Here is a 26,826-nt window from a genome sequence, read left to right as displayed (position 1 = left end):
CTGGATCAACAAGCCCGACCAACCCCGACCGGACGAGCAAACAATCCCGGCACAGGGATAGAACGATCTACCTGCCTTAATCACGTTGACAGGTTCCGGAGTGCGGGTAATTCCCGGGGGTTGGGGATGGGTTGTCGGTGGTGGCTGCTATCTCTGTATTCGCGGTGACTGTGCCGCAGGGGAGATGGGGGGTGCCGTATGACGGTGCCGGCTGTGGATGTGCGGCTGTGGGGGAAGCACAGGGGCCTTGCAAGCTCTTACCCGGTGATCTGTCATCTGCTGGATGCGGCGGCGGTTGCGGGGGCTTTGTGGGATGTGACGTTGACCGATGAGGCCAGGGCGCGGACGGCCCGGCGGCTTGGTGTGCCGGTGGAGGTGTGTCGGCAGTGGCTGTGCCTGTGGGCGGGGCTGCACGACGTCGGGAAGATCAGCCCGCCGTTCCAGGCGATGGTGGCCGAGGGGTACAAGGCGCTGGCCGACGACCCCGCGTACGTGCACGAGCCGGGCGCTGAACGGGAGAGGCTGCGTCATGACGTGGCCGGGCACTGGGCGTTGACGCAGATCCTGGCCGAGTGGAACTACCCCCAGGCACGTACTCCCTCCCAATCTCCGCATCATCAGGTCGCCCAGTTGCTGGGGGGCCATCACGGCTGCTTCCAGCGCGCGCTGGAGATCAAGCACCTGAAGGATCTTGAGGGGTGGATGCCGGGGCTGGGCGGGCCCGGGTGGGCGGTGCAGCGACGCGCGCATGCGGAGGCGGTGCGTCACCTGGTGGGCGGCGACGCCGGGGTGCCGGCGTTGGAGCGGGCGTTGCCGGCGGATGTTGCGGTGCGGTTCCTGGGGATGATCGTGGTCGCGGACTGGCTGGTGAGCCAGGAGAGCGTGATCGAGGCACGGTTGCCGGTGCCGGGTTGGAGCGCCGGCGAGGGGGAGTTGCAGCGGCACTGGGATGGGGCCGTTGCGCAGGCCCGGGCTGTGGTGGCGGCCGCCCGGCTGGGTGTGGCGCGGTTTCCTGCCCGCGGTTTCGGCGAGCAGTTCCCGTTTGTGCCCAATGCTTTGCAGGCTTCTGTGGCCCAGGGTTTGCCGGGGCTGGCGGCTGGCGGGGGAGGAGGGTTGTTGCTGGTCACCGCGCCGACCGGCGACGGCAAGACCGAGACGGCGCTGCATGCGGCGTCGGTGATGGCACGGGCCTCGGGGGCGGGCGGCCTGTATTTTGCGCTGCCGACGATGGCCACGGCGGACGCCATGTTCGGCCGGGTTGCCGGTTTCGCCGAGGCAAACGTGGACGGGGACCGGGCCCTGACGCTGCTGCACAGCATGGCGTGGCTGAGCGACGCGTACGGACAGGCCGCGACGACGCTGGACGCCGCGGTCGGCGGGGGCCTGGGGGCGACGGTGTCCGACGCGCACACGGCCACCGACGCCGGGCAGTGGCTGCGGGGCGCCAAACGGGGTCTGCTCGCCCCATTGGGCGCGGGCACGATCGACCAGGCGCTGACCGGTGTGCTGCCGGTCCGCTACAACGTGCTGCGTCTGCTGGGTTTGTCGAACAAGGTGTTCGTGGTGGACGAGGCGCATGCCTACGGGCCGTGGATGCACAGTCTGCTGGTGCGGTTGCTGGAGTGGCTGGGGGCGATGGGCACGCCGGTGGTGCTGTTGTCGGCGACGTTGGCGGGCCGTTCGGCGACGTCGCTGGTGGAGGCCTACCGGCGGGGATGCGGTTTCAAGGATCCGGTGGCGGTGGAGCCGGTGTATCCGGGCTGGCTGTATGTGGACGGCGGCAGCGGTGCGGTGTCGTCCCCGCGGCCGGTGGCCAGCGGCAGGCCCCGCACCGTGCGGCTGGACGTCGAGAGCGTGGCATGGGGCACCAGCCTCCGGGGCACAGACGCTGTCGGGGCTGGTACCCGCAGTGCGGCGCTGGTTCGGCATCTGGAGCCGGTGGTGACCGAGGGCGGCTGCGCCCTGGTGTGCTGCACGACGGTGGCGGAGGCGCAGCGTACGTATCGGCTGCTGCAGGCCCGGTTCCCCGAGTTGACGGCCGAGCCGGAGGGGCTGATGCTGCTGCATTCGCGGTTTCCGGCGCAGCGGCGTAGGGAGATCACCGACGCTTGCGAGGCGGCGTTCGGCAAGCCCCGGTCCGATGACGCGCCGGGCCGGCGGCCGCGGCGGGCGATCCTGGTGGCCACGCAGGTGGTGGAGCAGTCACTCGACCTGGACTTCGACCTGGTAGTGACGGATCTGGCCCCGCTGGCCCAGCTGTTGCAGCGGGCGGGCCGGTGCATGCGGCACGAGCGCAAGGGGCGCCCCGACTGGGTGGGTGACGATCCTCGGCTGGTCGTCCTGGAACCTGCCGTCGACGGGCAGGTCGCGGTGCCGCGCACGTGGGGGACGGTGTACGACGCGGCTTTGCTGCGGCGTACCTCGGTGTTGCTGCGGGAGTCGCAGCCCGGGGGGATCGCGGTGCCCGGTGATGTGCAGCGGCTCGTGGATGCCGTCTATGCGGAGGACTTCGCGGACCGTTTGCCGGCCGCGGTGGCTGCGGAGCTGCGCCGGCAGGATGCCGAGCGTGAGGCGTCGGAGCTGGCCGAGCAGCAGTTGGCGGCGATGACGGCTGTGCCGCCGCCGAGCGGCCTGGTGAATTTGGCCAGGTTGAGCGGCGAACGTGCCGGCCTGCTGGACGAGGCGTTGGTGACCACTCGGCTGGGCGCGGACTCCGAGCGGGCCGTGTGCCTGTACCGGCAGCCCGACGGAGGCTGGACGCTCGATCCGCAAGGCGAGATCCCCGTTCCGGCCGCAGATCGTACCGACGGCGGCAAGCGGCTGGAAAGGGACGGTGTCCGGGCGGTCATGCGCCAGACCGTGCCGGTTCCGGGGCGGTGGCTGGCCGGGCGCGCTTCCGACCGGGAAGTACCCGCAGGGTGGGCGGACCAGCCGGTCCTGTCCGATCTGGTGGTCCTGCGCATGACCCCGACCCCGCAGCAGCTGCTGGACGGGGATCCGGCCGGCATCAGCTGGTCGTGCCGGGTCGGCGACCACACGCTGACGATGTCCGACATCGGCCTTCGCCGCTCCTAGAACCCCCTACCGCTCGCACCGCCGCTTCCTCCGGGAGCGGCGGTAACTCACCCACTTTCCCTTTGGGGGCCCCATGCCTGTCGCTGACCTCTACGACCTTTGGGACCGGCCCGCGGTGCCGGTCCGCTGGGCGGAGCACACGCCGCCCGACGACCGGCCCGAAGCGGTCGGGTTCCGGGACCTGTTGACGCGCGCACACGAGATCGCCGGCATCGCGGTGCCGTTGCCGCCCGCACTGTCGGCCCTGTACCGGGTGCTGTACGCGTTGACGGCCCGTATCACCGGCTTGGAGGCGCCGGACGGGTGGCACGAGCGCCGCTACGAGGTGCTGGACCAGGGCCGGTTCGCGGCGGATGCCATCGACGCCTACGCCGACCGCTACCGTGACCGGTTCCGCCTGTACGACCCGCAGCGCCCCTTCCTGCAGGACCCGCGACTGGCAGAAGAGTGCGACAAGCCGGCCGGAGTGAACAAGCTGGTCACGACCCGGCCGTCGGGATCCAACCACTCCTGGTTCCAGCACGCAGTCGACTCGCGGCCCGACCACCTCAGCTCCGCGGACGCACTGCAGCATCTGCTGGTGTGGCGGTACTACGGGCCGTCCGGCAGGTGCTCGGCCCGGACCGTCGACGGGAAGAAAGAAGCCAATTCGACTGCCGGGCCGCTGCGCAGCGCCCTGTCCTACCACCCGGTGGGCCAGACCTTGTTCGAGACGCTGCTTGCGGGAGTGGTCGAACCCGGCCCCTACGCCCGCCCCGAGGTGGATCTGTGCCCGTGGGAGCGCGATGACCTGCCCGACCCGCTCACCCTCAACAATGTCGTCACCGGACAGCTGTCCGGTCTGACCGCCCGCTCCCAGCATGCGCTGCTCCTGGTTCCCGACGACACCGGCTTGGAGGTGAGGGACGCATACATCACGTGGGCGTTCCGGGACAGGCTGCCGCGGGACGACGACTTCCTGATCTGGCAGATCAGCCAGGCCGGCAACCCCTACGCCCGGTACGCGGATTCCGGGCGGGCGCTGTGGCGTGACCTGGACGCGCTGCTCCTGAAGGAGGTGCCGGGCAAAGAGGTCAGGCGGCCTCGCGTGTTCGACAGCGCCGTGGACCTGGGCTTCGAGGACCTGCGGGTGCAGGCGTTGGGGATCGAGCAGGAGGGCCAGGCCAAGGACACGCAGCTTGTGTCGGCGTCGACGCCGCCGGTCCTGTCGCTGGCCGAGGAACGCGATCCCGAGGCCGCCCACATGGTCGCCGGCTTGCGGATCAGCGGGGAGTCGGCCGGGTCGCGGCTGAACCGGGCGACGAAGCAGGCCTGGGCGGTCTTCAGCAACGCCCGCAAGGCCGAGGACTGCGCGTGGTCGCGGGACGCGGCAGCCCGGTACTGGCCGGCTGCGGAGGCGGAGTTCTGGCAGCGGCTCGGTGAGCGGCGTTTCGACGGCGCCGCGCGGTCCTTCCGGCAGATCGCCGAAGGCGTCTACGACCAGGTCACGCAGACCGCGGCCGGCACCCTGCGGGGCGCGAAGGCACGCGAGAGCGCCCGCATCGAACTGTACGGAGGACGCCCCAAGAAGCCTGGCCCACAGGCTGCCCGCACCCCTGCCGCACCAGGCGGCACCGAGACGGAGACCCCATGACAGACACCCACATCAGCGCAGCACCGGCACCAACCGCCGGCGCCGGCGCACCATCACCCTGGATGACGCAGGCCAGGGTCTTCGTCGCCCGCATCGAAGCGGTCTGCGCCGCCGACCCGGGCGCGCGTGCCGCGCTGCGCAGCGGCTTGGGCAAGCCGCTGGACGAAGTGCCGCGGATGCACCGCATCGTTGCCCCCCTGCTCCCGCTGTCGGTGCGGGACGACGACACGCAGCGCGCCTTCTACACCGTGGCGTCGCTGATCGCCGCGCAGAAGTCCGAGGCGCTGCGGGCCGGCCGCATCCCGGCTGACGGCAGCACGCCCACAGACGGCGACTCATCCGCCGCTCGCGCCCCCTACGGCACGTCGCTGGGGCTGACGTTCGCCGCGGCGGTCTCGGCGGACGGCCGCAACGGACTGCGCGAGAACGCCGCCGAGACGAGGCTGAACCTGCTCACCCGGCAGAGCACGCCGGGACTGCACCGCCACCTGCCCGCAGCGGTGCGGCAGCTGTGCGACAAGAAGACGCCACCGGACTGGGCCCAGCTCCTGGTCCACCTGCGGGCCTGGCCGCGCGACCGCAAGGAGATCGGCCGCCGCTGGCTCCAGGACTTCTACCGCGCCCGCCACAAGGCCACCCTCGACGCCGCCCGGCAAACCGCTGACACCACACCGGACAGCCACGCCGACGACCAGCAGTAACCCTCCACCCGGCCCGCCCGGACCGACACCCACCCAACGCGTAAGGACCACGTCATGACCCAGCCCGCCGGCATCCCCAGACGCTTCATCTGCATTCACGTCCTGCAGTCCGTCCCCTACTCCAACCTCAACCGCGACGACACCAACTCCGTCAAGACCGTCCAGTACGGCGACCGCGAACGCACCCGGGTCAGCAGCCAGTGCTGGAAGCGCGCCGTACGCCGCTACTTCCAACACACCATCGGACAGCAGGCCCTGCGCACCCGCCGCATCGGCGAGGCCGTCGAAAAAACGCTCCGCGAACACCGGGAATGGCCCGCTGACCTCGCCCGCCGCGCCGGCCAGCGCATCGCAGCAGGCTCCAGCATCAAGGCCGACCCGCCGTCCAACGACGACCCGGCCTGGAGCACCAACGCCATGGTCTACATCCCCGCCACCGCCGTCGACGAACTCGCCGACATCGCCGACGCCCACCGCGAACAGCTCGAAGCGGCCAAGGACATGAAGAAGGGTGGCAAGAGCATTCTGCCGACCCAGGACATCGACCAGATCCTCCGCTCCCGCAACGGCGTCATCAACCTCTTCGGCCGCATGCTCGCCGAAATCGACGACGCCGGCGTCGACGGCGCCGTCCAGGTCGCCCACGCCCTGACCACCCACGGCACCGACGTCGAAATCGACTACTTCGCAGCCGTCGACGACATCACCGACGCCTGGAACGACACCACCGGCAGCGCCCACATGGGCAGCACCGAATACAGCGCCGGCGTTTTCTACCGCTACGCCACCATCGACCTGGACGACCTCCTGCGCAACATCGGCGGCGACCTGGCATCCGCCCGGGAACTCACCGCCGCGTTCATCGAGGCGTTCGTGCTGTCGCTGCCCGAGGCCAAGAAGACCGCGACCGCCCCCCACACCATCCCCGACCTCGTCCACCTCACGGTGCGCAGCGACCGGCCCCTCTCCTACGCCGCGGCGTTCGAGCAGCCCGTGACCGCGGATCGCGCCGGCGGGTTCGCCGCGCCCTCCCGCCAGGCCCTGGACGACTACGCGACCGCTGCAGGCGGCCTGCTGGGCGGCCGCGGACTGCTGAAGTCGGGCTGGGCCAGCCTGGAGACCAAGGAGCTGGGCGGCCTCGGCAGCCGGGCCGACTCCTACCCCGACCTCATCGACGCGGCCGTCACCGCCGCGTTCGCCGAGGGCACCCAGGCATGACCCCCGCCGACGACCCGGGGCACGCGCCCGCCGGGATTCTGCTGCACCTGGCCGGCCCGCTGCAATCCTGGGGTACCCACAGCGCATTCAACGAACGCGACACCGCCCGCTTCCCCACCCGCTCGGGCATCATCGGGCTGCTCGCCGCATGCCTGGGCCGTCGCCGCGGCGAGGCGGTGGACGACCTGGCCCGCCTGTCGTTGACCAGCCGCACCGACCGGGGAGGCGTGCTCCTGCGCGACCTGCACACCGTCGGCGGCGGCCTGCCCGCCAAAGGCACCGTCACCACCGCCGAAGGCAAGAAACGCCCCCAGGCCCAAGCCACCTTGCTGTCCCACCGCAGCTACCTCGCCGACGCGGCCTTCACCGCCGCCCTCACCGGCAACGACACCGCTTTGCTGCGCGAGTGCGCTGACGCCCTCCGGCACCCGGTCTGGCCGCCCTACCTGGGCCGCAGATCCTGCCCGCCCGAGGGACCCCTGCTGATCGGCCTGCTCGAGGACCCGCTCCACCATCTCGTCCGACTCCCGTTGGCCTGCGCCAGCACACCCCTGCGCCAGCCGACTTCCAACCCGCCCGCCGAGCAGTTCCGAGGCAAGAGCGTGGACTTCCACAGTGATGCCCCACTGCACCGCCTCCCGATCCCATCGGCCGGTCCCAATCCGGACCACCTCGACGGCAGCGCACCCGTCGGCGAGGTCACCGACGATCCGCTGGATCTGTCCCCGCGGCGCCGCACCTACCGGGCCCGCCCGGTCTACCGCCGCAGCGTCCACCTCCCCGACACCCCCCGCGGCGGACTCGGCGCCAACTACCTGACCGCCCTGCACACCTACCTGAACTCCACGGCCAGCGAAAAGCAAGGAGGCGCGGCATGACGCTGTGGCTCACCCGTATCCAGCCCGATCTCCGCCACCGCGATGTGCGCCGCGACCTCGCCAGCGCGGTGGGCATGCACCACCGGCTCATGATGCTCTTCCCCGACGACCTGGGCCCCACCGCCCGCAACAGCCTCGGTGTCCTGTTCCGCATAGAGGATGCCGCCGGCCCCACCCGCAGCCCGCAGGTCCTCGTGCAAAGCCGCGAACGGCCCGACCCCAGCCGGCTCCCCGCCGGCTACGGAACCGCAACCACCAAAGACATCTCCGCGCTGATCGGCCTGCTCACCAATGGGCTGGCGGTCCGCTACCGCATCGACGCCAACGCCGTCCGCAAACCCGGCCACACCACCAGAGCGGCCACCGGCGCCAAAGCCGTCATCCCCCTGTCCGGCGCCGACGCGGACGAGTGGTGGGCCCGCCAGGCCGAGGAACGGTCCGGCCTGAAACTCACCAGCACCCACAGCACCCCGCTCACCGCTGCCCGCGGCGAACGGCATCAGGACAAACGCCAGATCAAACACGCCCGCACCCGATTCGAAGGCACCGCGGTCGTCACCGACCACACCACCTTGCAGCAACGGATCCTCGAAGGCATTGGCCGCGGCAAGTCCTACGGCTGCGGCCTGCTCAGCCTCGCACCCCTCACCAACCCCGCAAGGTAACCCCATGCCCCAAGCCGCAGAGTGGTCCGCTTTTGATCCGCCGTCCGTGGCCCTCATTTCAGGTTCTGGCACACTTTCCGTGCTGGCGCAACGGAGCGTTACCACCCGCCATCTGGAGCAGATGTCACACGGCGGGAATGCGAGGTTCTGTGCGTATGATGCCCGCTGATGATCATGGAGCCCGTGACGCTCTGTGCCCTGGCACGGAAAGTGTGCCAGAACCTCATTTCACCCGTTGCCGAGACAGGTGTCCTCCCCGCGAAGGCGGGGGTGAGCCGACGGCGAGCTGTGACCAGCCGTTGACCCGAGGATCCTCTCCGCGCAGGCGGGGGTGAGCCGCTGTACACCGCTTACGCCGGTGGCCGCACCTGGTCCTCCCCGCGCAGGCGGGGGTGAGCCGAGGTTCGCGGCGAGCTCGGAGTCGACCTGGATGTCCTCCCCGCGCAGGCGGAGGTGAGCCGCCGCACCTTCCGCCGTGGATCGGCGTAGGCGTGTCCTCCCCGCGCAGGCGGGGGTGAGCCGCGGTATCGGAAGCGTGCTACGACACAGACTCTGTCCTCCCCGCGCAGGCGGGGGTGAGCCGTCGTCAAGCCAGTTGAGGACGAACACGCCGTCGTCCTCCCCGCGCAGGCGGGGGTGAGCCGGTGGGCATCGGCGGGCCCGCAGCCGGCGGAACGTCCTCCCCGCGCAGGCGGGGGTGAGCCGGACCCCAGCACCACGTTCAACGGCTACGGCGCGTCCTCCCCGCGCAGGCGGGGGTGATCCGGTGTAGCGGTAGCCGCGCACGTAGCCCGGGACGTCCTCCCCGCCCAGGCGGGGGTGAGCCGCTCAACCCGACTGCCTTCTACGCCGCCCACAAGTCCTCCCCGCGCAGGCGGGGGTGAGCCGGCCATGGCCCAGATGGGCATGGATGATGACGAGTCCTCCCCGCGCAGGCGGGGGTGAGCCGACGGTGATGAGGATCTCCGAAAACGGCCCGTGCTGCTCTTCGTTCCCCACTCGGTTGCTACGAGCAACGAGGACTGGGGAGGACGTACCGCACCACGCGGGAGTCGCCAAGGCAGGAGGGGCGAGACTGACCGCGTCAGATTCAGACCGAGCGCGAGGCATCCGCACTGGGGCAGTCTCTATAGCTGATCGATCGGAACAGCCGCAGAGCTCGGATGAGGTTAAGTGCGGTGCATGGTGTCGGCGTGCATCGCACCGGAAGGTCGATGCCCCCGCTAAGCCGTACTGGTCACCATCCAGTGCCAAGGGTTGCCATTGACCACGGAATCGAACTCTCCGGCCACCGACCAGCCGGCCATCCATCGTCCTCCGCCATGTTTTTGCCCTGGCAGGAACACGTACACAAAGGCCCTAGGGCGGTCTTGCAGCTCGCCGTGCATTTCTCGCGGGGGTTGTACTCGCGCCCTACCATGATCATCTTGTGACGCCGCATCAGTGTGTTCGCGACGGACTGGAAGTGTTGGTTGTTGACCGTCCAGCACTCCATGCGCGCGCTCCAGGCTGACGTCACATTGCGCTTCGTCAGGTTCTGCACTCGGTATGCCTGCGTTGGCTTCGAGTAGCCGGGAATCCAGACACCGAGCCATCCAGAGGCGGGAAGTACCACCGAAGCCAGGCTTCCGCCCTTCCACTGCGGTAGCCACTTCGGGGCCGGCATAGCGTCGGGAGCGGCAGCGGGAAGGCGCGGCGAGCCTCCGGGCGCGGCGGCTCGCACCGGTGGTGCCAACGATTTCCACGCACTGCTCTGCCGGACAGGGTGAGCCCTTCGGGCACTGGCGGCCACGATGTCCGCCACGCGGCCTGTCAGCAGACCGGAGGAGTCGCACGCACGCTCGCCGTAGGGCTCACTGCTGTGGGTCTCCGGCCATGGGGACCAGCGGTACAGCCGTTGGCGCTAAGCCTTGATCACGGCTGTCAGTTGCGGATCTCGGCGTTCGGATGGGGCTGGGACTGGAGCCGTTCGCGGAGGTCGATCTCCTCGGCAGTGAGCGGGTCCTCGGGCCGGCGGATGTGGACGGGCTTGGGCCGCAGCGGCAGGTCATCGTCCACCGCTGCGGCCTCGGCTTCCGCGAGCGCCCGGTAGAGCGAGGCGACCGAGGGGGACTTGCCCGCGTTCTTCCCGACCTTGATGGTGAGCTTCTTGGCGATGTCGGGGACGGGGACGCCCTTGTCCTTGAGTGCGGCGGCGAAGGTAAGCATGTCGTCGTCGATGACCTTCGGGCGCCCGCCGTGATTTCCCTTGGACGCGGCGATGACCTGGCCTTCGAGGGTCTTCTCCCGGATGTAGTTGCGCTCAATCTGCCCAGCCACGGCGAGCACGGCGAAGAACAAGGCGCCCATGCCGTTGGGGTCGTAGATCCCGGTGAGCGGCCCGGTGAGGAGTTCGAGCTGGATGCCGCCGTCCTGGAGCTCGGCGGAAAGGGTCATCAGCTCGGCCGCGTTCCTGGCCAGACGCTTCAGCTCATGGACGGTGAAGATGACCGGCGTCTCGGGCGCGGCCTCCTTGAACTGGTGGGCCAGGGCGAGAGCCTTCTCCAGCTCGGGCCGGACCTTGATGCGGGTGCTGATCTGCTCCTTGAAGACCTTGTGGCACGCCGCCCGGTGAAGGGCTTCGAGCTGGCTCGCCAGTTCCTGGCGGGCCGTCGAGGTGCGGGCGTACCCGATCCGGATCGGCCGCTCCGTGCGGGGCGCGGGCACGACCGCGAGCGCCGGGCCCTGCTTCCACGCGCGGCCGGGGCCGCGGTCGGCGGGCACCGGGATCTCCAGTGCCTCGCGGAGTGCGGGGACAAGGACGAACCTCGGGGTGTGGTACTTCGCGGCGGTCTTTGCGCCCCGGGTGCGGCAGGCGCTGCCGGCAGGCGCGTCACAGTTCGGGCAGTTGTGACGTTCTACCGCCAATGCGGCCTGATCGGGCGTGAGATCCATGCGGGGAGTCTCTCAGAAGTGCCTCGCACAACACGCGGGTTTCGAGAGGACTTTTGCGAGTAGCGACCTGCGGAAACGTGATCACTTCCGGCGCTCTCGCAGAACTCTCACAGATGGTCATTTGTGAGAGTGGAGGAGGGTCCGACAGGAACCGTCGAACCTGCGGACATCCCGCCGAAGGCAGAGGGTCCGACTGATGGCCCCGTCGGGTCGCCCCGGGCCGGCGGACCGCATTGTGAACACCACGGTGACTGGCGGCGCCGGTCCGCGCTGCGGGTGAGCGCGGACCGGCTGGGGTGGCGACGGTCTGCCGTCGCCGGGTGGATGCGTCCGAGCGTTCAGTGGCCGGGGGTCGGGCTGTCGGCGGGTGCGGTCTTGGGCAGGAGGCCGAGGAAGGGCAGGCAGATGATGGTGACGGTCATGACGGTGATGATGGCGAGGGTCATGGCGTGGTCGGGGGCTCCGCCGTGGAGGTAGACGGTGGTGACGGTGGCGGAGCCCAGCGCGGTGGCGAGTTGCTGGACGGCGGTGAGGGTGCCGCTCGCACTGCCTGCTTCGGCGGGGTCGGTGTTGCCGATGGTGATGTCGAAGAGGGTGCCGAAGCAGGCGCCCATGCCGATGCCGGCCAGGACACTGGCGGGTGCCAGGGCGAGCAGGGTGACGTCGGTGCCGCTGGTGACCACCAGGGCCAGGAGCCAGCCGGCGCCAGCGAGGGTGACCAGCATGCCGGCGAGGATGAGGGTGCGGCCCAACTTCTTGATCAGGGCCATGCCGGCTCCGGCTCCGGCGATGATGCCGAGGGTCAGCGGGAGCATGCCCACGGCCGCGCTGCCGGGGCTGGTGCCCAGGGCCTGCTGGATGAACAGGGAGATGACGAAGGCCAGTCCGTTGGTGACGGCGAAGAACATCAGCCCGACCAGCAGTCCTGAGGTGAAGCCCTTGTTGCGGAACAGGGAGGGCTCGATGAGCGGCGCGGCGGCGGTGCGCTGACGGCGCGCGAACAGCAGCAGGAACACCACGCCGAGGGTCAGGGCCGCGATAGAGAGGATGCTCCAGTCGGACTCGGAGCCTTCGATCAACCCGAACATCGTCCCGAACATGGCCAGGGCGAGGATGCCCGCGCCGACGCCGTCCACGGTGACGGCCGGGTCGGCGTTGTCGCGGGGCAGGATCCGGGCGGCCAAGGCGACGCCGATGGTGCCCAGGAGCAGGTTGACCAGGAAGATCGGCCGCCAGGACAGGTCGGCGAAGTCGGCGTCGATGACGAACCCGGCCAGGACCGGGCCGCCGATCGTGGCGATGCCCAGGAGCGGCCCGAACAGGTTGAACGACGTACGTCGCATGTCGGGCGTGAAGTGGCGGGTGATGATCGCCATGCCCTGGGGGATGAGGAGCGCGCCGAAGGCGCCCTGCAGGATCCGGGCGAAGATCATCACGCCGGATCCGCCGGCCAGTCCGCAGGCCGCTGAGGCGAGGGTGAAGCCGCTCATGCCGATCAGGAAGAGGCGGCGCTGACCGTAGCGGTCACCGAGGCGTCCTCCGATGACGAGCAGGACGCCCATGGCCAGGGCGTAGGACGCGCCGAGCCATTTGATCAGACCGGCGCCGCCGCCGATGTCGTCCACGATCGTGGGCGCCGCGATGTTGGTGACCGTCGCGTCGATCATGTCGAGCGCGTCGGCGAGCAGGACCAGGAGCAGGACCGCCCACATCGCGAGCTTGCCGGGCCGTGCCGCTCCTGTCGGAGGCCGGGCTTCGGTGGTGATGGTCATTACGGCCTCCAAGAGTGAACAGCATCGGATTTCCTACGCAGACTGAAACACAACTATGACTAAAACTGCAACGAGTAGTGTTTTGAAGTGTGTGGTGCTACCTTTCAGTCATGGCGACCACTGGAGCCGCGCCTGGCAGGCGCGAACGCAAGAAGGCGGCAACCCGCAAGGCCCTGGCCGACGCGGCCCTGGAACTCTTCCTGGAGCACGGCTACGAGAAAGTGACGATCGCTCAGATCGCCGAGGCCGCGGACACCGCGACCACGACCCTGTTCGCGCACTTCCCGGCGGGCAAGGAAGCCCTGATCCTCGACGACAGCGGGGAGCGGGAAGCAGCCCTGGTCGACGCGGTCCGCAACCGGCCCGAAGGCAGCTCGGCCCTGGACGCCCTGCACGCCTTCTTCGCCGGCCGGGCCCCCTTCGGCGACGAAGACGACCTGCCCGAGCGCTACCGGCGCGCGTCAAAACTGATCATGGACACTCCCGCGCTGTGGGCCTACGCACGTCAGGTCTGGGTGGCCTGTCAAGAGCCGCTCGCCCTCCTGCTCGCGGAGGCCGCCGGCCAGAGCGAGCCCGACGAATCCCACCGCCTCCTGGCCCGCTACGTACTGGAAACCCCCGACCTGGCATCGAGCCGCCCCGACCGCAAGGCCTCCCTCGCCGAGGCCTTCCGCCGCCTCCACCTGGGCTGGCCCGAACTCTGATCACGCCCCCACCGCCGCCTACGGGCCCCACCCGCGACACCCTGCAAGGAGCCCCCGTGGCCTGGAACGTTCACAAGCCCCTGCGCGCCGACGGCACCACCGTGCTGGTGACCGGCGGCAACGCCGGCATCGGCTACTTCATCGCCGAGCAGCTCGCCACCGCCGGAGCAACCGTCATCATCGGCAGCCGCAGCCCGGCGAAAGCCGCCGCCGCCGTGGAAGCCATCACCGCCCGCGTCCGCGGGTCCCAGGTGCAGCACATACCCCTGGACCTGACCGACCTCGCCTCCCTGAGGGCGTCCGTCAGCCAGCTGGACACCGACGCCCTGGACGCCGTCGTCCTCAACGCGGGCATCGCACTGGACGAACCGCCCCGCAAGCAGAACCGGCGCGGCCACGAGCTGATGTTCGCCACCAACCACCTCGGCCACTTCGCCCTGGTGCACTGGCTGGCGCCCTGGCTGGAGGCGGCTCCGGCAGCCCGGATCGTCACCATGGGCAGCTTCGCCGCCCGCTCCGAGCGCCTCGACCTCGACGACCTGCAATCCGTACGCGACTACGACCCCAAGCGCACCTACGGCCGCTCCAAACTCGCCCAGATGACCTTCGCCTTCGAACTCGACCGCCGGCTGCGCGCCGCGGGCAGCACCTGCATGAGCGTGATCGCCCACCCCGGCGGCGCCTTGGACGCCCTCACCCCGCCCCGCCCCGGCATCCACCAGCGCTCCGGATCCCAGCACTTCCTCACCCTGCCGGCGAAACTCCTCGTCCAGGGCAAAGACGCCGGCGCCTGGCCCGCCGTCCGCGCCACCCTCGACCCGGAGGTCCAAGGCGGCCAGCTGTGGGGCCCCAGCAGGCTCGGCCTCAGCGGCAAACCCCACCTCGAAACACCCCACCCCCACATGACCGACCAGCCCACCGGCCAAGCCCTCTGGACAGCGAGCACCCAACTGACCCGCGTAGACCCCTTCACATCCTGACGCCCCCCAGCATCGGTAGCCGGCGGCGCAGGTGACAGTGGCCTGCCGTTGCCGCGGGCGGGCCGCGTGGTCATCAGACGGGCGAGGGCCCGGGACAGCCCGATAGGAGCGCGCGGCCGCATGCGGGTCGCAGACGGCGGTGCGGAGCGGCCAGGCCTCTACGCCTCGTCATCCTCGTCCAGTTCGACCGTGTCCGGGTCGCGCAGCGGCCTCAGGCCGCCGCCGGCCGGGGTGGAGGCGGTGAAGCTGTAGCGGCCGAGCACGTTGAGGTTCTTGTGCTTGAGCGGGGAGAGCCGGGCGATGTCCTCGTCCTTGATCTCGTAGCCCTCGGCGCGGAGCTGGGCGACGGCGGCGTCGATGTATCTCGTGGTCCAGAGCACTACGGCATTGAGAACCAGGCCCAGGACACCTAGCTGGTCCTCCATGCCGTCCCGGTATGCCTGGTGGATGGTGCCCTTCTTGCCGTGGCAGAGGTCACGGGCGAGCTTGTGGCGGGACTCCTGGACAGTGAGCTGCTTGTGCATCTGCCGGCGGTAGGTGTCGTCGACCGGGTCGACTACGGCGAGGAGGTGCAGAGTCTTGGCGATGCGCCCGTATTCGGCGAACGCCTGCCCCAGCGGGGTGGGGTGGCCCTCGCGTCCGAACATCCGCAGCAGGTCGTAGGCACGGACCTGGTTGGTGACCAGGGAGCCGGCCACCCGCAGCATGTCGGGCCAGGCGGTGAGGATCTTCCTCACGCTGACCTTGTTGCGGGCCAGCGCCTCCAGCGGCCCGTACCCGCCCGCTGCCTCGGCGCCGGGCATCTGCGCTTTCCAGAACCTCTGGTCTTCGAGGTCCTTGAAGCGCGGGGAGAAGCGGTAGCCGAGCATCTTGAAGATGCCGAAAACCATGTCGGAGTATGAGGCGTTGTCGGTGGCCACCATCTCCGGCTTCACTCCGCCGTCCAGGTTCAGCAGGGCGTCCAAGATGAACAGGGAGTCGCGCGGGGTACCGGGCACCACCATCTGCCCGATACCGATGACCTGGTCGTTGATGGCGTTCAGCCAGGTGATGCCCTTCTTCTTCGCGAAGTACTTGGGGCTGGGGGCGGCGTTGATGGTGCGGACGGGGACGACGAAGCGCAGGCCGTCGACGGAGGCGAGCAGGCCCTTGCCCCAGTGCTGGACGATCGGCACCTTCGCCTGGGCCTCAATCAGGGCGGCGTTCGCCGCGGCGATGGTCTCCGCGCGCAGGTAGTACTGGTCGACGTGGACGAGCCGGGCCCGGGTGAGCGCCTCGTGGTTCGGGTTGATGACCGGAGTCATGCCGATGTTGCACGCCTCGGAAACGAGCAAGGCGACGACCGAGGTGGTCAGGTCCTTCATCCGGGTCTTCCCGTCGCCCAGGTGCACGAAGGTGTCCAGGAATCCGGTCCAGTCGTGCACCTCGAACAGTAGGTCCGGCAGGTCGATCTTCGGGAGCATCTTCTCGACCCGGTCGCGCAGCCAGGCCAACGACTTCGGCCCGCCGAGCGCGTGGAGCTTCTCCACGTTCAGCTTCGCCCGGCCGTTCGGCTGGACCTCGATGCTGATCTTCGCGTCCGCTCCTGCCTCCTCCAGACGTTCGGCTATCTGCTTCCACGTCGCATCCAGGACCTCGGTTAGCTCCCGCAGGTGCTCCTCTGCGTCCTCCTCCAGGCTCAGCCCGGCCAGGACGTCCTCGCGGACCGCCTCCCAGCCCTTGCCGTCCAGCAGGCGGGCGCGCGGGTCAGACCAGCGGTGCGAGGGGGAGGCGAAGATGTCGCGGCGTTTGAGCGCACGGAACAGCTGCTCCAGCACGCACACCACGTACGCGTCGCGGTCCACCGCCCCCTGCGCGAGCTCCGCGTTCGCGTACACCGCCTTGCGCCAGTGCGCCGGTACCAGTTTGTTGTCGACCTCCCGCGGTAGAAGAGGTTTCTCGCCTACCTTCCGCCGCGACAGCGCCGGCAGCTTCTTCACCCCGGCCAGGACGCGGGCCCCGCCTGTCGCCGCCCCGAGCGACGAGGTCTCGCCCAGCAGCGACAGGAACGGCTTGACGGTGTTGTAGCGCAGCGCCAGCGCCCCGCGCAGCGCGGACTCCGCCGTCCCGTCGTCCTCCGGGACCAGGCTCACCACCACTGTGGCCGCGCTGGACAGTGCCGCTCGGGGTGCTACCTCCTCCAGCGCCGCCCACAGCGCGGCCACGTCCACATCACAGCCGCTCTGCTCGATCAGCTCCAGCTCCTCGATGAATACCGCCGCCGCCCTGGCCACCAGCCGCGAAGCCTTCTCCAACTGCGGCAGCGTGGACAGCCGCTGCTTGTCCGTGGACCGCTTCGCGGTGCTGATCAGCCGAGTGGCCATCAGGATCTCGAACAGGTCCAGAGCGTCGTCGATCGCCTTGGCCTCCAGGTGGCGCATCACCGCGGTGAGCATCGCCGTGCGCTTGGGCTCCGGAGTCCGCTCCAGCTTCGGCGCCTTGGTGCCCAGCCCGTAGCGGGCCAGCGCGGACAGCCGGTTCGGCGGGATCTGCTCCAGCTTCAGACGGCCCAGTTGGAAGGCCGCGATGTCCTCAACTCGCTGCAACGCGCCCTTCATCGCGGTACCTGTGGTCCGCGTCGGAGGCTGGCGCATCCGCTCCAGCTCCGAGTACCGCCTGCCCTCCGGCGTCCTCAGCGTGGCCACCAGATCGCCAGGCAGTGCCGGATCCACCCGCCGGGCGGCCCTCACGACCGTGGCGTGCAACCGCTTCTCCGCGATGGCGCGGACCTCGGAGACCTGCCGGGCCAGCACACTCACCCCAGGCAGCAGCACCCGGTGCCGGCGCAGCCAGCCCACCGAGTGATCGAACAACGCCTTCGGGCCCTCGGCGTGCGCGGTCCAGGCCCTACCGTGCAGGAACGCCCGGAACCTCCTGCCCTGGGCGTGGTCCTCGAACGGGTGGTAGCCGTACGCGTCCCGGATCTCCCAAGCGTGCTCGTACGCCGTCTTCAACCGCTCGGTGTACTCCTTGACGCAGGAAACGTCCTCGATCCCCAGCTGCGCCGCCAGGTGCTCCACCACCGGCCACGGCACCGCCAGGGGGTCCTCCAGAAACAGCCCGATGTAGCGGACCGTGCACATCTGGAGGGCGAAGCCGAGCCGGTTGTGGTCACCTCGCCGCTTCGCGATCAGCTTCCGGTCCTCGTCATCGAGGAAGAAGAAACGCTCCAGCTCGGGCCTCGTCGGCTCCTCGGCGAACTTCCCGTACGCCTCGGCCTGCTCATCAGTCAGAAATTCCACCGGCATGCGGCGGACGGTAATCAGCCCCGGCCAGCGGTCGAGGATCTTCCTCCGAACCCCCGCAGCACGCCGATCACCTGTGCTAGACGACGAAGATCAAGTGCTTAGCGCCAACGGCTGTACCGCTGGTCCCCAAGGCCGGTCTCGACACTTCCACCCTTGGCGATCCTGACGATCTGGCAACAGTCCTGGCAAACGGCTATCTCGGCCATGCGGGACGCCCTTTCAACTGATTTCCCGGATGCTACATCCGGGAAATCAGTTTTTCGCACCCTTCTCACCACAGTTGAGCCTCCGCCAGAGGGCCGCCGGCCTCACCTTCCGGGTAGCTACTCGCGTGGCTCACTGCCTGAGCTGTCGATGGGGCGCTGACCAGGGCAACTGGCTTGACAGCAGTAGACAACGCTCGGCGCTCGCTAGTGGACTGTACGGGCCGTTCCGATTGGTCAAGGGCGCCCTCCGCGGTGCTGAGCGCTGGGCTTCGCCCACCCTGGACAGCTCGGCCCGTCCCGGAACCTAGTGCCGCATCTGGCAACGTTCGCCCTTTGTGATTGACGCGCCGCCCCGGTGATCGCTGGGGCGGCGTCGGGCCGTCAAGCTGTGCGGGTGGCAGAGCGAGTACGGGTTCGTGAGATCGACGACAATGAGGGCCGCCGGCTGCTGCGGATCGTCCGGAGGGGCACCGGCTCGGTGGTGACGTGGCGGCGTGCGCAGATGTTGCTGCTGTCCGCGCAGGGCATGCCGGTGGCGAAGATCGCCGAGGTGACGTTCACCAGCCCAGACCGGGTCCGTGATGTGATCCACAACTTCAACGCCGACGGCTTCCAGGCTCTCTACCCGAAGTACAAGGGCGGACGCCCCAGGACCTTCACACTCCCCGAGCGGCGCGAGATCAAGAAGATCGCCAAGTCCAAGCCAGCCGAGCACGGCCGGCCCTTCTCGACCTGGAGCCTGGCCAAGCTGGCCGACTTCCTGGTCGCCGAGGGGGTGGTCGACGACATCAGCCACGAGGGCCTGCGGGTCCTGCTCCGCGAGGAGGGCGTCTCCTTTCAACGCGTGAAGACCTGGAAGACCTCCCGCGACCCCGACTACGCCGCGAAGAAGGCCCGGGTCGAACACCTCTACGCGATCGCCGACGGCGAGGTCATACCCGAGGACGAAGAACCCGCAGTCGTGTTCTGCATGGACGAGTTCGGGCCGCTCAACCTCCAGCCCCATCCCGGGCGGCAGTGGGCCGAACGTGGCGGCAAGCACAAGGACCCCGACCGGGAGCCCAGGCCGAGGCGGAGAGCGACCTACACCCGCCCCCACGGTGTCCGGCACCTGTTCGCTGCCTATGACCTGGGCAAGGACAAGCTCTACGGGCACATCAAGAAGACCAAGAACCGCTCAAAGTTCCTGGAGTTCTGCCGCTACCTGCGCAGCCTCTACCCGGCCGACATACGCATCGCCATCGTCTGCGACAACTTCTCCCCGCACCTGACCACCAAGCGCTGCCGCCGAGTCGCGGAGTGGGCCGAGGCCAACAACGTCGAGATCGCCTACACCCCGACCAACAGCTCCTGGCTCAACCGGATCGAAGCCCAGTTCACCGCCCTGCGCTACTTCACCCTCGACGGCACCGACCACGCCAGCCAAGGAGCAGGGCAGCATGATCCGCCGCTACATCATCTGGCGGAACAAGCACGCCCAGGACGAGCGTCTACGCGAGGTGGTCGCCCGGGCAAACGTCGCCTGAGCTGCCATTGTGTGCGGGGTGAGGTCACTCTTCGGCACTCGGCTCGACAGGGCGGACGTACCACTCCGAGGAGAAGTCCGCTTGCAGCACGACTTCGTCCTGCCTGAGGTACTCCGCGTCATGAAGTACGACTCCGCTTACCACAAAGTGGCTGCCACTCGAGTCGACCGAGTCGCGCATCTCACCTGACCTGGGATACAGCGGCACGTCGATCCGCACCGGAGTCTCGGCCGGCAATCCGTTGAGAGCTTCGCGTAGTTCCCCCACTGTCAGCTCCACGGTCTCATGCCGGTAGCGCTCTACCCTCACGTCATCAGCCATGCCGCACAGGATAGAAGCAAGCGTCTTTGATCAACCAACGTTGATCACCTTGCGCCCAGCCGCCGCGTAAACAGGGTGAACGTTGCCTGATGCGGCACTAGCTGGCTATCGGGCGGCTCATCCGCTGTGACGTCCGACCGCAGCTCAGCGGCCTGTGGGTGGGGAATCAGGGTAAGCAGGTCTGCCCCATCCCCGAGCACAGGGCGGGGAAATTCAAAGAGCGTCATCAACGGGAGGCTTTCCGTCCTGGATCAGGGGGCCGTCCTCCCCGCGCAGGCGGGGGTGAGCCGCTCGTGGAAGACAAGGCGAATGGCCCGGCGATGTCCTCCCCGCGCAGGCGGGGGTGAGCCGCAGGCCCGGGTGGAAGCCGAGCAGGCCGCCGAGTCCTCCTCGCGCAGGCGGGGGTGAGCCGCGCCGACGCGGAACCGAGCTGGTCCAGCGGATGTCCTCCCCGCGCAGGCGGGGGTGAGCCGGTGTATGTGGACAGTGAATCGCCGCGATCTTTGTCCTCCCCGCGCAGGCGGGGGTGAGCCGATGCGGCGCGCGGGATCACCGAGCGGGCCCTCGTCCTCCCCGCGCAGGCGGGGGTGAGCCGAACTCGGAGGGTCGGACGGACTCCGAGGGGACGTCCTCCCCGCGCAGGCGGGGGTGAGCCGTACGCCGGGGATCGCTACTCGATGCCGCTGCGGTCCTCCCCGCGCAGGCGGGGGTGAGCCGGAGGATCTCAGCAGCTTTGCCGCCCGGCTCGAGTCCTCCCCGCGCAGGCGGGGGTGAGCCGCCTGCACCGAAGCCCTCGGTGCCGACCGTGGAGTCCTCCCCGCGCAGGCGGGATCATCTTCTCCATCGCGGCCTGAAGGTCTTCCGGCGTGTGGATCTCCTGCACGGTGGTCGTCGCACGGAGGCGACGTGGCTTGTTCGGCTTCTGACGTCCCATCGGGGTGCCTTTCCTGTCGATCATTCGGTGGGTGTGGTGCCAGCGCAATCCACTCGGCGGTACGACCGGCTCGCCGGGGCCCTGCACCGCTCACCGTGGTACCGCATGCAGGAGGAGCTGACCAAGGCCATGCAGGCCGCCGGGTGAGACGGTCAGCCCGACAGTCTCACCCGTGCCCCGGACCGACATGGTTGCGGGGAGTCCGTGCCCGAAGCGTGGCGCTTCCGTCGCGGCGGAGCGGCGCCTACTTCCCGGCGGCGACCTGGTCGGCGTCGTGCTCGGCGGTCGCGTAGTCGGCGTGCATCTTTGCGATGTCCGTCTTCACCTTGCTCCGCGCCGCCGCGTCGTTGGGGCCGCCGACATCCAGGCCGTCCTGCACGAGAGTGGATACGTCGGCCTGGAGCGTGCCGTTGTCGTACTGCCAAATCCTGATCGAGACCGGTTCGTCGCTGGCGTCGAAGTTGGCGTCGGCCGCCAGGAACGCGGTTGTCCCGGGCTTCACGTCCCCGCTGGCCTTCTGGTACCAGGCGTGGAACGCCGGATAGCTGGCGGAGCCGCCGCGGGCCTCGATGACGGTCACGCCGCGGTTGAACTCGTCGCGGTAGTACGCGTCGTTGGTGTGGAGGATCGACGCTGCACTGCGCCGCCTGCTGGCGGGCGCCAGTTGGTGAGGCGGCAGCGTCAGCTTGAACGTGGACTTCGACGGGGCGGCAAGGGTCGGGGTGCTCTTGCCGGCGGCCGGTTTGCTGCTGAGGTCCTGCTTCGCGCCGGAGACCATCCCGGCGATGACGACCGGCGCGCACACGAGGACCGCGGCGCCGATGACCACCTTCTTGCCGGTGCTCATCGGCCGCTTCTGTCTGACTGGCGTTTCACTCATGGGTCGTTCCTTCCCCCTGCTGCCCCGGGCAGCTGAGTTCGATCATGGTGGCGGTCCCGTCGGGGCACAGGGGGGCGAGGGGGCGCCCTGTTGTGGGTTGGCTTTCTGCCTACTGGTACCAGTACTCGACGCCGTGGTGGTGGCTACACGTCCCCTGGAAGTGGGCGGAGTAGCTGATGCTGCCATCCATGCACTGCGCCATCGCCCCCGCCGGATGCGGCGAATCTGCGGCACACGTCCCGACCGTGTGCGAGGCGCACGTCGCGACCGGAGCCTGTGCGGCCGCGTGAGTGGTCTTGACGACCCGCGGTTTGGCCGACTTGACAGGCACCTTCGTGGCGGCCTTCGTCGCCGGTGCTGTCGTCGCGGCCTGCGTCGTCTCGACCGCGGCCGTCACTGGCGCACTGGACGCCACCGTCGGCGCCACAGCCGCAACCTGCTTGCCGCTGCCCCCGCCCCTTGCCGCGACGACAGCGATGAACACCACGAAGAACGACGCGATGAAGATGACGAGCGTCTTCCCCCAGCCGCCCCTCGGCCTGGCCGGCTGCGGCTCCGGCCAGCCTTGCCCCCACTGTTGATTCGACACGATGCCCCCCAAGGCGTTGATACGTGGAGGGGAGCATTACAGGGCGGGGTGGGGCACGGTACGCCGGGGGGTACATGGTTGCCTGACCGTGACATACGGGGCAGGTGAGCGGGGGTGCGATGGGGGTCTCGCGGGGCCGGTTGGAGGGTGGCGCGGCTCGTCATGTTCCGCAAGGTGCACGCGTGAGCCGTTGGCCGGTTCGCATCCTTGTGGGTGAAAGATCCGAAGCCTGATCCTCAACCGGAGCGATGCATATCCGAGGGGGACACGGGTGCCATTCGTCAGCAATGACCTGCTGCAACAGTTGCGCAGCGAGATCAGCGCGCTCCGACAGCAAATCGCCAACCAGCAGCACGCCATCGACCGCGTCGAGCAGACCGCCATCCGCACGGTCGCCGACCACCTCAACGAAACCCGGGCCGACGTCCGCCGCGCCCTCAACGAGAGCCGCGAGAGCCTCATCGGCCAACTCACCGGCATCACCGCCGACCTCGCCACCATCCGCGCCAACACCCAGCCCTACAACCCGCAGACCCCAGCCGAGCCCCCACAGGGCGCACACGAGGCCCGAGAAGGCGCCAGCAAGGACAACGCCCACGGCAAGCTCCTCCATGCCGCCGCAGGCATCTCCAGCGCCACATTCCGCGTCCACCGCGACACCTGGGCATTCCTCGTCGAACACGCCGGCCGAGACCAGCACTTCCACATCCCCGGCCAAGTCACCGCCCACAGCGGAACCGTCGAAGTCGACGTGAGCGGCCCCAGCCTCGTTGCCGCCCTCACGAGCCTCCAAGCCGTCCACGAGGCCCCTGGCGTCGACCCAGGCACAGCCGCCATCGCCAAGCACCTATACGACCGCATCAAGAAGACCGTCAACGCTGTCGCCGCCGCACCCCATACCGGGGACGGCGCCGAACCCGTCACCATCACCATTGACGACCGCGCCGGAGCCAGCCCGGCCCCGGCCGCCGAACCCGCAGCGGCCGACGACGGGCCCACAGATGACGGACCCGACAGCCACCTCGGCGACTGACAGGGGCGACCGAGCCTGCCAACAGAATGGGCCCCGGCCGGGGTGTTCTCAGGGCGGGGCGGCGTGCAGCCGTGGCTGACGCAGGGGGCGGGCCAGTCCGGACCCTTGGTACTGACCACGCTCTTTCCTGGTACCAGGAAAGAGGGGGTGCGGCAGATCGCCGCACCCCTTCTGCGGGCATGAGTTGGCCCCCACCGCTGGGCTTGGACGCGATGGCTTCGCCGAGCTTGTTGGTCTGGCAGCAAGCCCGTAGCGAAGTCGTCGCCTGTTCCTGTTGCGACAGTGACTGTGACGGCGACCGCCACCGAGACGGTGAAGCCCAAGCCGGCGGCAACGGTCGCGGTGAAGGCCACGACCACGGTGCGGACGACGGTCACTGCCCAGGCTGCTGGCGACAGTGGAGGCGGTTCAGGTGGTGGCACCTCGACGTACTACGCGAACTGCAGCGCGGCGCGTGCTGCTGGGGCCGCGCCCCTCTACCAGGGAGATCCGGGTTACAGGTCAGGCCTCGACCGCGATGGTGACTGGGTCGCCTGTGAAGCCTGAGGCGGCCCCGGCGTGCATGAGGCCCCGCCCGGCGCTTCGGGCGAGACCCCACTCCAGGACTTCTGCGTGGGCGGCTGCCACAGTCGACGAAGCTGGGCGCGGCCACCCAGCGCGGCAGCCGCATGACCCCAGGCACCGGCATAGGGGGCGCATGTCCAGGCGTAGCGCATTGGTCGCCCTTGAGCGTGTGGTGGCTCATTCGACCGGATCGGCCGGATAGACGAGGACCTCCGCATCGCGGACCTGCGCTCTTGGTGAGCGATGGAACCTATATGGCGCCTGCTCTTACGGGAGCTTGCCCGCTGCCGTCTCGTACTCGCCCGCCTGCTTGGGCGTGAGGAATCGGGAGACGCGGACCACGGTGCTGCCGTGGACGTAGTCGTATTCGGTGAGGGCAGGCATGCTCTTGGTGACGGCCTGGATGTACTTGGCGCGGGCCGTGGCGTCGGCCGGATCGCTGAAGACTTCTATGGCGCCGCCGAGTTCGACATCACCCTTGCTGAAGCCCGAGGTATCGGCCTTGGTGATGCGGCTGTCGGCGAACGTGATCTTCGACGTGTACTGGTTGGGTCGGCCGAGCAGGTGGTTGCTGTCGTTGGCGGCCGTGACTGTGCCGGTGAGCCGTGCCGTGGTGACGGTCTTGGCGATCCCAGTGAATGCCGTGGTGGCGGTGAGCGGTGTGCTGGCGGCGGTGGAGCTTTGGGCCGCGGCCGGGCTGCTGGCGGCGGGCGTGCTCGTGCTGGCGCTACTTCCGCATCCTGCGAGGAGCAGAACGGCGGCGGCTGCGGATAGCACGGTGGCGCGGGTGTGGTGCATTGGTCCCTCTCTAGTGTGTGGCGACCCATTCGACCGGAACGGCCGCTGTGGGGGAAGTGGTGTTGCTGTTCCGTGACGCTACGGTTTGGCATAGAAGCGGCTACCGTGAGGCGCCCTTCAAGGTGATTACGGCTCCGGCCAAGGTGGTCACGAAGGCGGCCAGGCCGCGGGTTGTCACGATCACCCGGGGTGAGCCGTTGGACCAGGCCCTCATGGACGGCTCGGACCAGTCCTCCCCGCGCAGGCGGGGGTGAGCCGTCGACGGGGAAGGTGTCGACGCTGCGCCAGCCGTCCTCCCCGCGCAGGCGGGGGTGAGCCGACCAACGGATTCCTCGCCGATCTCTGGATCCGGTCCTCCCCGCGCAGGCGGGGGTGAGCCGCTCGATTTTCAGCACCTGGCCCTCTTCGTGCTGTCCTCCCTGCGCAGGCGGGGGTGAACCGTACAGGTGCAGCCCGCCCGAAGGGGTCATCACGTCCTCCCCGCGCAGGTGGGGGTGAGCCTGCGTAACCGCCCACCTCGCGGACGCCTACCGGCGTCCTCCCCGCGCAGGCGGGGGTGAGCCGTGCAGGTACGGCGACCCGCCGTCCTTGATCAGGTCCTTCCCGCGCAGGCGGGGGTGAGCCGGTGACCGAGCGCGGGTTCGTCAACGCGGTTGCGTCCTCCCCGCGCAGCCGGGGGTGAGCCGTAGGCGGCCCCTACCTCACGCACCGGAAGCCCGTCCTCCCCGCGCAGGCGGGGGTGAGCCGTACTCGACCGACCGCACCATGTGCCAGGGGTAGTCCTCCCCGCGCAGGCGGGGGTGAGCCGACAACTGTGGTGCGCTGACGACGATGGGGGTGGTCCTCCCCGCGCAGGCGGGGGTGAGCCGATGGCGCGCGTACGGCCGGGGAACGGTCCGCTGTCCTCCCCACGCAGGCGGGGGTGAGTACGAGCGAATCGACGACCGCCGCCTGGCGATCGCCTTCGCTCTCTCCGCCGCAGGGCCCGACGACATCGTCCTCGTCGCGGGCAAGGGCAGCGAACCGCACCAGATCATCGGTGACCAGCTGCTCCCCTTCAGCGACATGGCCGTCGTACGCCAACTCGGCCACGAACTCGCCCGGTCTCAGGGGCTGTCCGGGGTTGCCGTCCTCTGACGCGAGGTCAGTACGGGTGGCGGTCCTTCTTGTCCGTCCAGGCCTGGTAGGCCTGGGCGCCGATCTCGGGGAAGATCTGCGCGACCTGGATCCTGCGCTCGCTGAGGGGCTTCTGGAAGTCCTCGTACTAAAAGGAGTCGTCGAAACCGATCTCGCGCGTGTCCTTCAGATCGCAGCAGTAGTAGACGTTGTCGATCCGCGACCAGTAGATGGCGCTCATGCACCCGGCGGCGATCGCGGCAACCACGTACACCTTCCCCCTGGCGGACGTCGAACCCGTCACTCGCTGGGCCAGCGAGGCCGCCGAGCGCCTCCCGGCGAACGTCGAGGCGTCCTTCACCCTCGCGACCGCCGCCCCGGCCCTCGCGCCGAACTCGCCGCGCCCCAAGGTCATCTCCGTCACCGGCACCGCCTTCGGGACCTCGCCGGACGACGCCCGCCGGGCCTTGGAGCCCCTCCGGGACTGCCCGTTAGCCGACCACGCCCTCGACAGTGCGGTCGACAAGCCGACGACCTTCCCGGGCCTCTACGAGGCGTCCGACGCGTTCTGGCCCGCCGCCCACCGCAACGCCGTGGAAACCCCCTGGTCCGACACGCCGTTCACCACGCTCCTGCCGAAGCTCCCCGCGTCGATCTCCGACGCCCCCTCCGACAAGACGCTCATCCTCGCCCCCTTCTGGCCCGCCTCCACTACATCGCCGAAGCCGACCTCACCGCCGACCCGTCGCGGGCCCAGCGGTCGTACACTCCGGCCGTGTGGCGGCGCCTTCAGGCCCTCAAGGCCGCGTACGACCCGGAGGGCGTCTTCCACACCTACCTGAAGCCGACGACCCCCTGATGGTGGACCGATGACCAACCTGTACGACCTCCTGCAGAAGCACGTCAGCAACGGCCCGGTGCCGGGAGCGGTGGGCCTGGTGGCTCGCGGCGACCACGTCGAGGTGCAGGCCGTCGGCTCCGCCGACGCCGACGGCACGACCCCGATGGCCCG

19 protein-coding genes, 1 pseudogene and 3 CRISPR repeat arrays are annotated in these 26,826 nt (G+C 69.4%); of the genes and pseudogenes, 13 read left to right on the top strand and 7 right to left on the bottom strand.

From position 1 onward, the window contains the following. Positions 1-198: 198 nt before the first annotated feature. From EFK10_RS01775 to cas6e, 6 genes are all read left to right on the top strand, one after another. Complete coding sequence (locus EFK10_RS01775; protein WP_127354019.1) at positions 199-3,075, top strand: CRISPR-associated endonuclease Cas3''; 2,877 nt, start codon at positions 199-201, stop codon at positions 3,073-3,075. A gap of 73 nt (positions 3,076-3,148) precedes the next feature. Next, on the top strand, positions 3,149-4,708 hold the full coding sequence (gene casA, locus EFK10_RS01770; RefSeq protein WP_127354018.1) for a type I-E CRISPR-associated protein Cse1/CasA: 1,560 nt from the start codon (positions 3,149-3,151) through the stop codon (positions 4,706-4,708). A 62-nt stretch (positions 4,709-4,770) separates the two neighbouring features. Continuing rightward, a complete protein-coding gene (gene casB, locus EFK10_RS01765) occupies positions 4,771-5,409 on the top strand; it encodes a type I-E CRISPR-associated protein Cse2/CasB (protein WP_127354017.1) in 639 nt (212 codons plus the stop codon). Positions 5,410-5,463: 54 nt separating this feature from the next. Continuing rightward, positions 5,464-6,627 (top strand): type I-E CRISPR-associated protein Cas7/Cse4/CasC, encoded by a 1,164-nt coding sequence (cas7e, locus tag EFK10_RS01760; RefSeq protein ID WP_127354016.1) that lies wholly within the window; start codon positions 5,464-5,466, stop codon positions 6,625-6,627. Beyond that, complete coding sequence (gene cas5e / locus EFK10_RS01755) at positions 6,624-7,505, top strand: type I-E CRISPR-associated protein Cas5/CasD (protein WP_127354015.1); 882 nt, start codon at positions 6,624-6,626, stop codon at positions 7,503-7,505. The genes cas7e and cas5e overlap by 4 nt, the downstream gene beginning before the upstream one ends. Continuing rightward, positions 7,502-8,170, top strand: a complete 669-nt coding sequence (gene cas6e / locus EFK10_RS01750; RefSeq protein WP_127354014.1) for a type I-E CRISPR-associated protein Cas6/Cse3/CasE — start codon at positions 7,502-7,504, stop codon at positions 8,168-8,170. Before cas5e ends, cas6e begins: the two co-directional genes overlap by 4 nt. A 249-nt stretch (positions 8,171-8,419) precedes the next feature. Then, positions 8,420-9,119: direct repeats of the CRISPR family, unit length 29 nt; unit sequence GTCCTCCCCGCGCAGGCGGGGGTGAGCCG. A 974-nt stretch (positions 9,120-10,093) separates the two neighbouring features. Here cas6e and EFK10_RS01745 read toward each other — a convergent pair. Next, on the bottom strand, positions 10,094-11,104 hold the full coding sequence (locus EFK10_RS01745; RefSeq protein WP_127354013.1) for a recombinase family protein: 1,011 nt from the start codon (positions 11,102-11,104) through the stop codon (positions 10,094-10,096). 338 nt (positions 11,105-11,442) lie between these two features. After that, a complete protein-coding gene (locus EFK10_RS01740; RefSeq protein ID WP_164835767.1) occupies positions 11,443-12,876 on the bottom strand; it encodes an MFS transporter in 1,434 nt (477 codons plus the stop codon). Positions 12,877-12,986: 110 nt separating this feature from the next. Here EFK10_RS01740 and EFK10_RS01735 point away from each other — a divergent pair, with 110 nt between their 5' ends. Both EFK10_RS01735 and EFK10_RS01730 read left to right on the top strand, forming a co-directional pair. Next, entirely contained in the window at positions 12,987-13,580 is a 594-nt protein-coding gene (locus EFK10_RS01735) for a TetR/AcrR family transcriptional regulator (RefSeq protein ID WP_127354012.1), read from the top strand. Positions 13,581-13,621: 41 nt separating this feature from the next. Then, positions 13,622-14,560 (top strand): SDR family NAD(P)-dependent oxidoreductase, encoded by a 939-nt coding sequence (locus tag EFK10_RS01730; RefSeq protein WP_127354021.1) that lies wholly within the window; start codon positions 13,622-13,624, stop codon positions 14,558-14,560. A 158-nt stretch (positions 14,561-14,718) separates the two neighbouring features. On the opposite strand, the gene EFK10_RS01725 is transcribed toward EFK10_RS01730, so the two are convergent. Continuing rightward, the gene (locus tag EFK10_RS01725) at positions 14,719-17,847 is read right to left on the bottom strand and encodes a Tn3 family transposase (protein ID WP_127354011.1); all 3,129 of its coding nucleotides are present in this window, start codon (positions 17,845-17,847) and stop codon (positions 14,719-14,721) included. 600 nt (positions 17,848-18,447) lie between these two features. Here EFK10_RS01725 and EFK10_RS01715 point away from each other — a divergent pair. Beyond that, positions 18,448-19,579 (top strand): annotated as a pseudogene (locus EFK10_RS01715) (IS630 family transposase). A gap of 24 nt (positions 19,580-19,603) precedes the next feature. On the opposite strand, the gene EFK10_RS52500 reads toward EFK10_RS01715, so the two are convergent. From EFK10_RS52500 to EFK10_RS51820, 3 genes are all read right to left on the bottom strand, one after another. Then, a complete protein-coding gene (locus EFK10_RS52500) occupies positions 19,604-19,900 on the bottom strand; it encodes a DUF6225 family protein (RefSeq protein ID WP_127354009.1) in 297 nt (98 codons plus the stop codon). Between the two features lie 261 nt (positions 19,901-20,161). Beyond that, a CRISPR array of direct repeats spans positions 20,162-20,678; the repeat unit is 29 nt; unit sequence GTCCTCCCCGCGCAGGCGGGGGTGAGCCG. A 400-nt stretch (positions 20,679-21,078) separates the two neighbouring features. Continuing rightward, a complete protein-coding gene (locus tag EFK10_RS01705; protein ID WP_127354008.1) occupies positions 21,079-21,714 on the bottom strand; it encodes a hypothetical protein in 636 nt (211 codons plus the stop codon). Between the two features lie 109 nt (positions 21,715-21,823). Beyond that, positions 21,824-22,045, bottom strand: coding sequence for a DUF3761 domain-containing protein (locus tag EFK10_RS51820; protein ID WP_127354020.1), 222 nt, complete (start codon positions 22,043-22,045; stop codon positions 21,824-21,826). Between EFK10_RS51820 and EFK10_RS46885 the strand changes: the two genes are divergently transcribed. From EFK10_RS46885 to EFK10_RS01690, 3 genes are all read left to right on the top strand, one after another. Next, complete coding sequence (locus EFK10_RS46885; protein ID WP_164835766.1) at positions 22,026-22,295, top strand: hypothetical protein; 270 nt, start codon at positions 22,026-22,028, stop codon at positions 22,293-22,295. The two genes, EFK10_RS51820 and EFK10_RS46885, sit on opposite strands and share 20 nt — an antisense overlap. Before the next feature lie 279 nt (positions 22,296-22,574). Further along, positions 22,575-23,336: a hypothetical protein gene (locus EFK10_RS01695; RefSeq protein WP_127354007.1), complete on the top strand. Its 762-nt coding sequence runs from the start codon at positions 22,575-22,577 to the stop codon at positions 23,334-23,336. A 282-nt stretch (positions 23,337-23,618) separates the two neighbouring features. Then, a complete protein-coding gene (locus tag EFK10_RS01690; RefSeq protein WP_127354006.1) occupies positions 23,619-23,882 on the top strand; it encodes an excalibur calcium-binding domain-containing protein in 264 nt (87 codons plus the stop codon). 285 nt (positions 23,883-24,167) lie between these two features. On the opposite strand, the gene EFK10_RS01685 is transcribed toward EFK10_RS01690, so the two are convergent. Then, the gene (locus EFK10_RS01685; protein WP_127354005.1) at positions 24,168-24,698 is read right to left on the bottom strand and encodes a hypothetical protein; all 531 of its coding nucleotides are present in this window, start codon (positions 24,696-24,698) and stop codon (positions 24,168-24,170) included. A gap of 229 nt (positions 24,699-24,927) precedes the next feature. Continuing rightward, positions 24,928-25,628: a CRISPR direct-repeat array (repeat unit 29 nt; unit sequence GTCCTCCCCGCGCAGGCGGGGGTGAGCCG). Between the two features lie 416 nt (positions 25,629-26,044). On the opposite strand from EFK10_RS01685, the gene EFK10_RS01675 reads away from it, so the two are divergent. Then, positions 26,045-26,656: a hypothetical protein gene (locus EFK10_RS01675; protein ID WP_164835765.1), complete on the top strand. Its 612-nt coding sequence runs from the start codon at positions 26,045-26,047 to the stop codon at positions 26,654-26,656. The last annotated feature ends 170 nt before the right edge of the window (positions 26,657-26,826 follow it).

The sequence above is a fragment of the Streptomyces soli genome, from assembly GCF_003999195.1.
Taxonomy (GTDB): Bacteria; Actinomycetota; Actinomycetes; order Streptomycetales; family Streptomycetaceae; genus Actinacidiphila; species Actinacidiphila soli.
The sequence above is the reverse complement of the archived record's forward strand: the minus strand, read 5'-3'. Positions and strand labels throughout refer to the sequence as shown.

What these genes read in the sequence shown, in the direction of transcription:
- EFK10_RS01775 (WP_127354019.1), top strand. Translation starts at nt 199, where the DNA reads ATGACGGTGCCGGCTGTGGATGTGCGGCTGTGGGGGAAGCACAGGGGC.
- casA (WP_127354018.1), top strand. Translation starts at nt 3,149, where the DNA reads ATGCCTGTCGCTGACCTCTACGACCTTTGGGACCGGCCCGCGGTGCCG.
- casB (WP_127354017.1), top strand. Translation starts at nt 4,771, where the DNA reads ATGACGCAGGCCAGGGTCTTCGTCGCCCGCATCGAAGCGGTCTGCGCC.
- cas7e (WP_127354016.1), top strand. Translation starts at nt 5,464, where the DNA reads ATGACCCAGCCCGCCGGCATCCCCAGACGCTTCATCTGCATTCACGTC.
- cas5e (WP_127354015.1), top strand. Translation starts at nt 6,624, where the DNA reads ATGACCCCCGCCGACGACCCGGGGCACGCGCCCGCCGGGATTCTGCTG.
- cas6e (WP_127354014.1), top strand. Translation starts at nt 7,502, where the DNA reads ATGACGCTGTGGCTCACCCGTATCCAGCCCGATCTCCGCCACCGCGAT.
- EFK10_RS01745 (WP_127354013.1), bottom strand. Translation starts at nt 11,104, where the DNA reads ATGGATCTCACGCCCGATCAGGCCGCATTGGCGGTAGAACGTCACAAC.
- EFK10_RS01740 (WP_164835767.1), bottom strand. Translation starts at nt 12,876, where the DNA reads ATGACCATCACCACCGAAGCCCGGCCTCCGACAGGAGCGGCACGGCCC.
- EFK10_RS01735 (WP_127354012.1), top strand. Translation starts at nt 12,987, where the DNA reads ATGGCGACCACTGGAGCCGCGCCTGGCAGGCGCGAACGCAAGAAGGCG.
- EFK10_RS01725 (WP_127354011.1), bottom strand. Translation starts at nt 17,847, where the DNA reads ATGCCGGTGGAATTTCTGACTGATGAGCAGGCCGAGGCGTACGGGAAG.
- EFK10_RS52500 (WP_127354009.1), bottom strand. Translation starts at nt 19,900, where the DNA reads ATGGCTGATGACGTGAGGGTAGAGCGCTACCGGCATGAGACCGTGGAG.
- EFK10_RS01705 (WP_127354008.1), bottom strand. Translation starts at nt 21,714, where the DNA reads ATGAGTGAAACGCCAGTCAGACAGAAGCGGCCGATGAGCACCGGCAAG.
- EFK10_RS01685 (WP_127354005.1), bottom strand. Translation starts at nt 24,698, where the DNA reads ATGCACCACACCCGCGCCACCGTGCTATCCGCAGCCGCCGCCGTTCTG.
- EFK10_RS01675 (WP_164835765.1), top strand. Translation starts at nt 26,045, where the DNA reads ATGGCGCTCATGCACCCGGCGGCGATCGCGGCAACCACGTACACCTTC.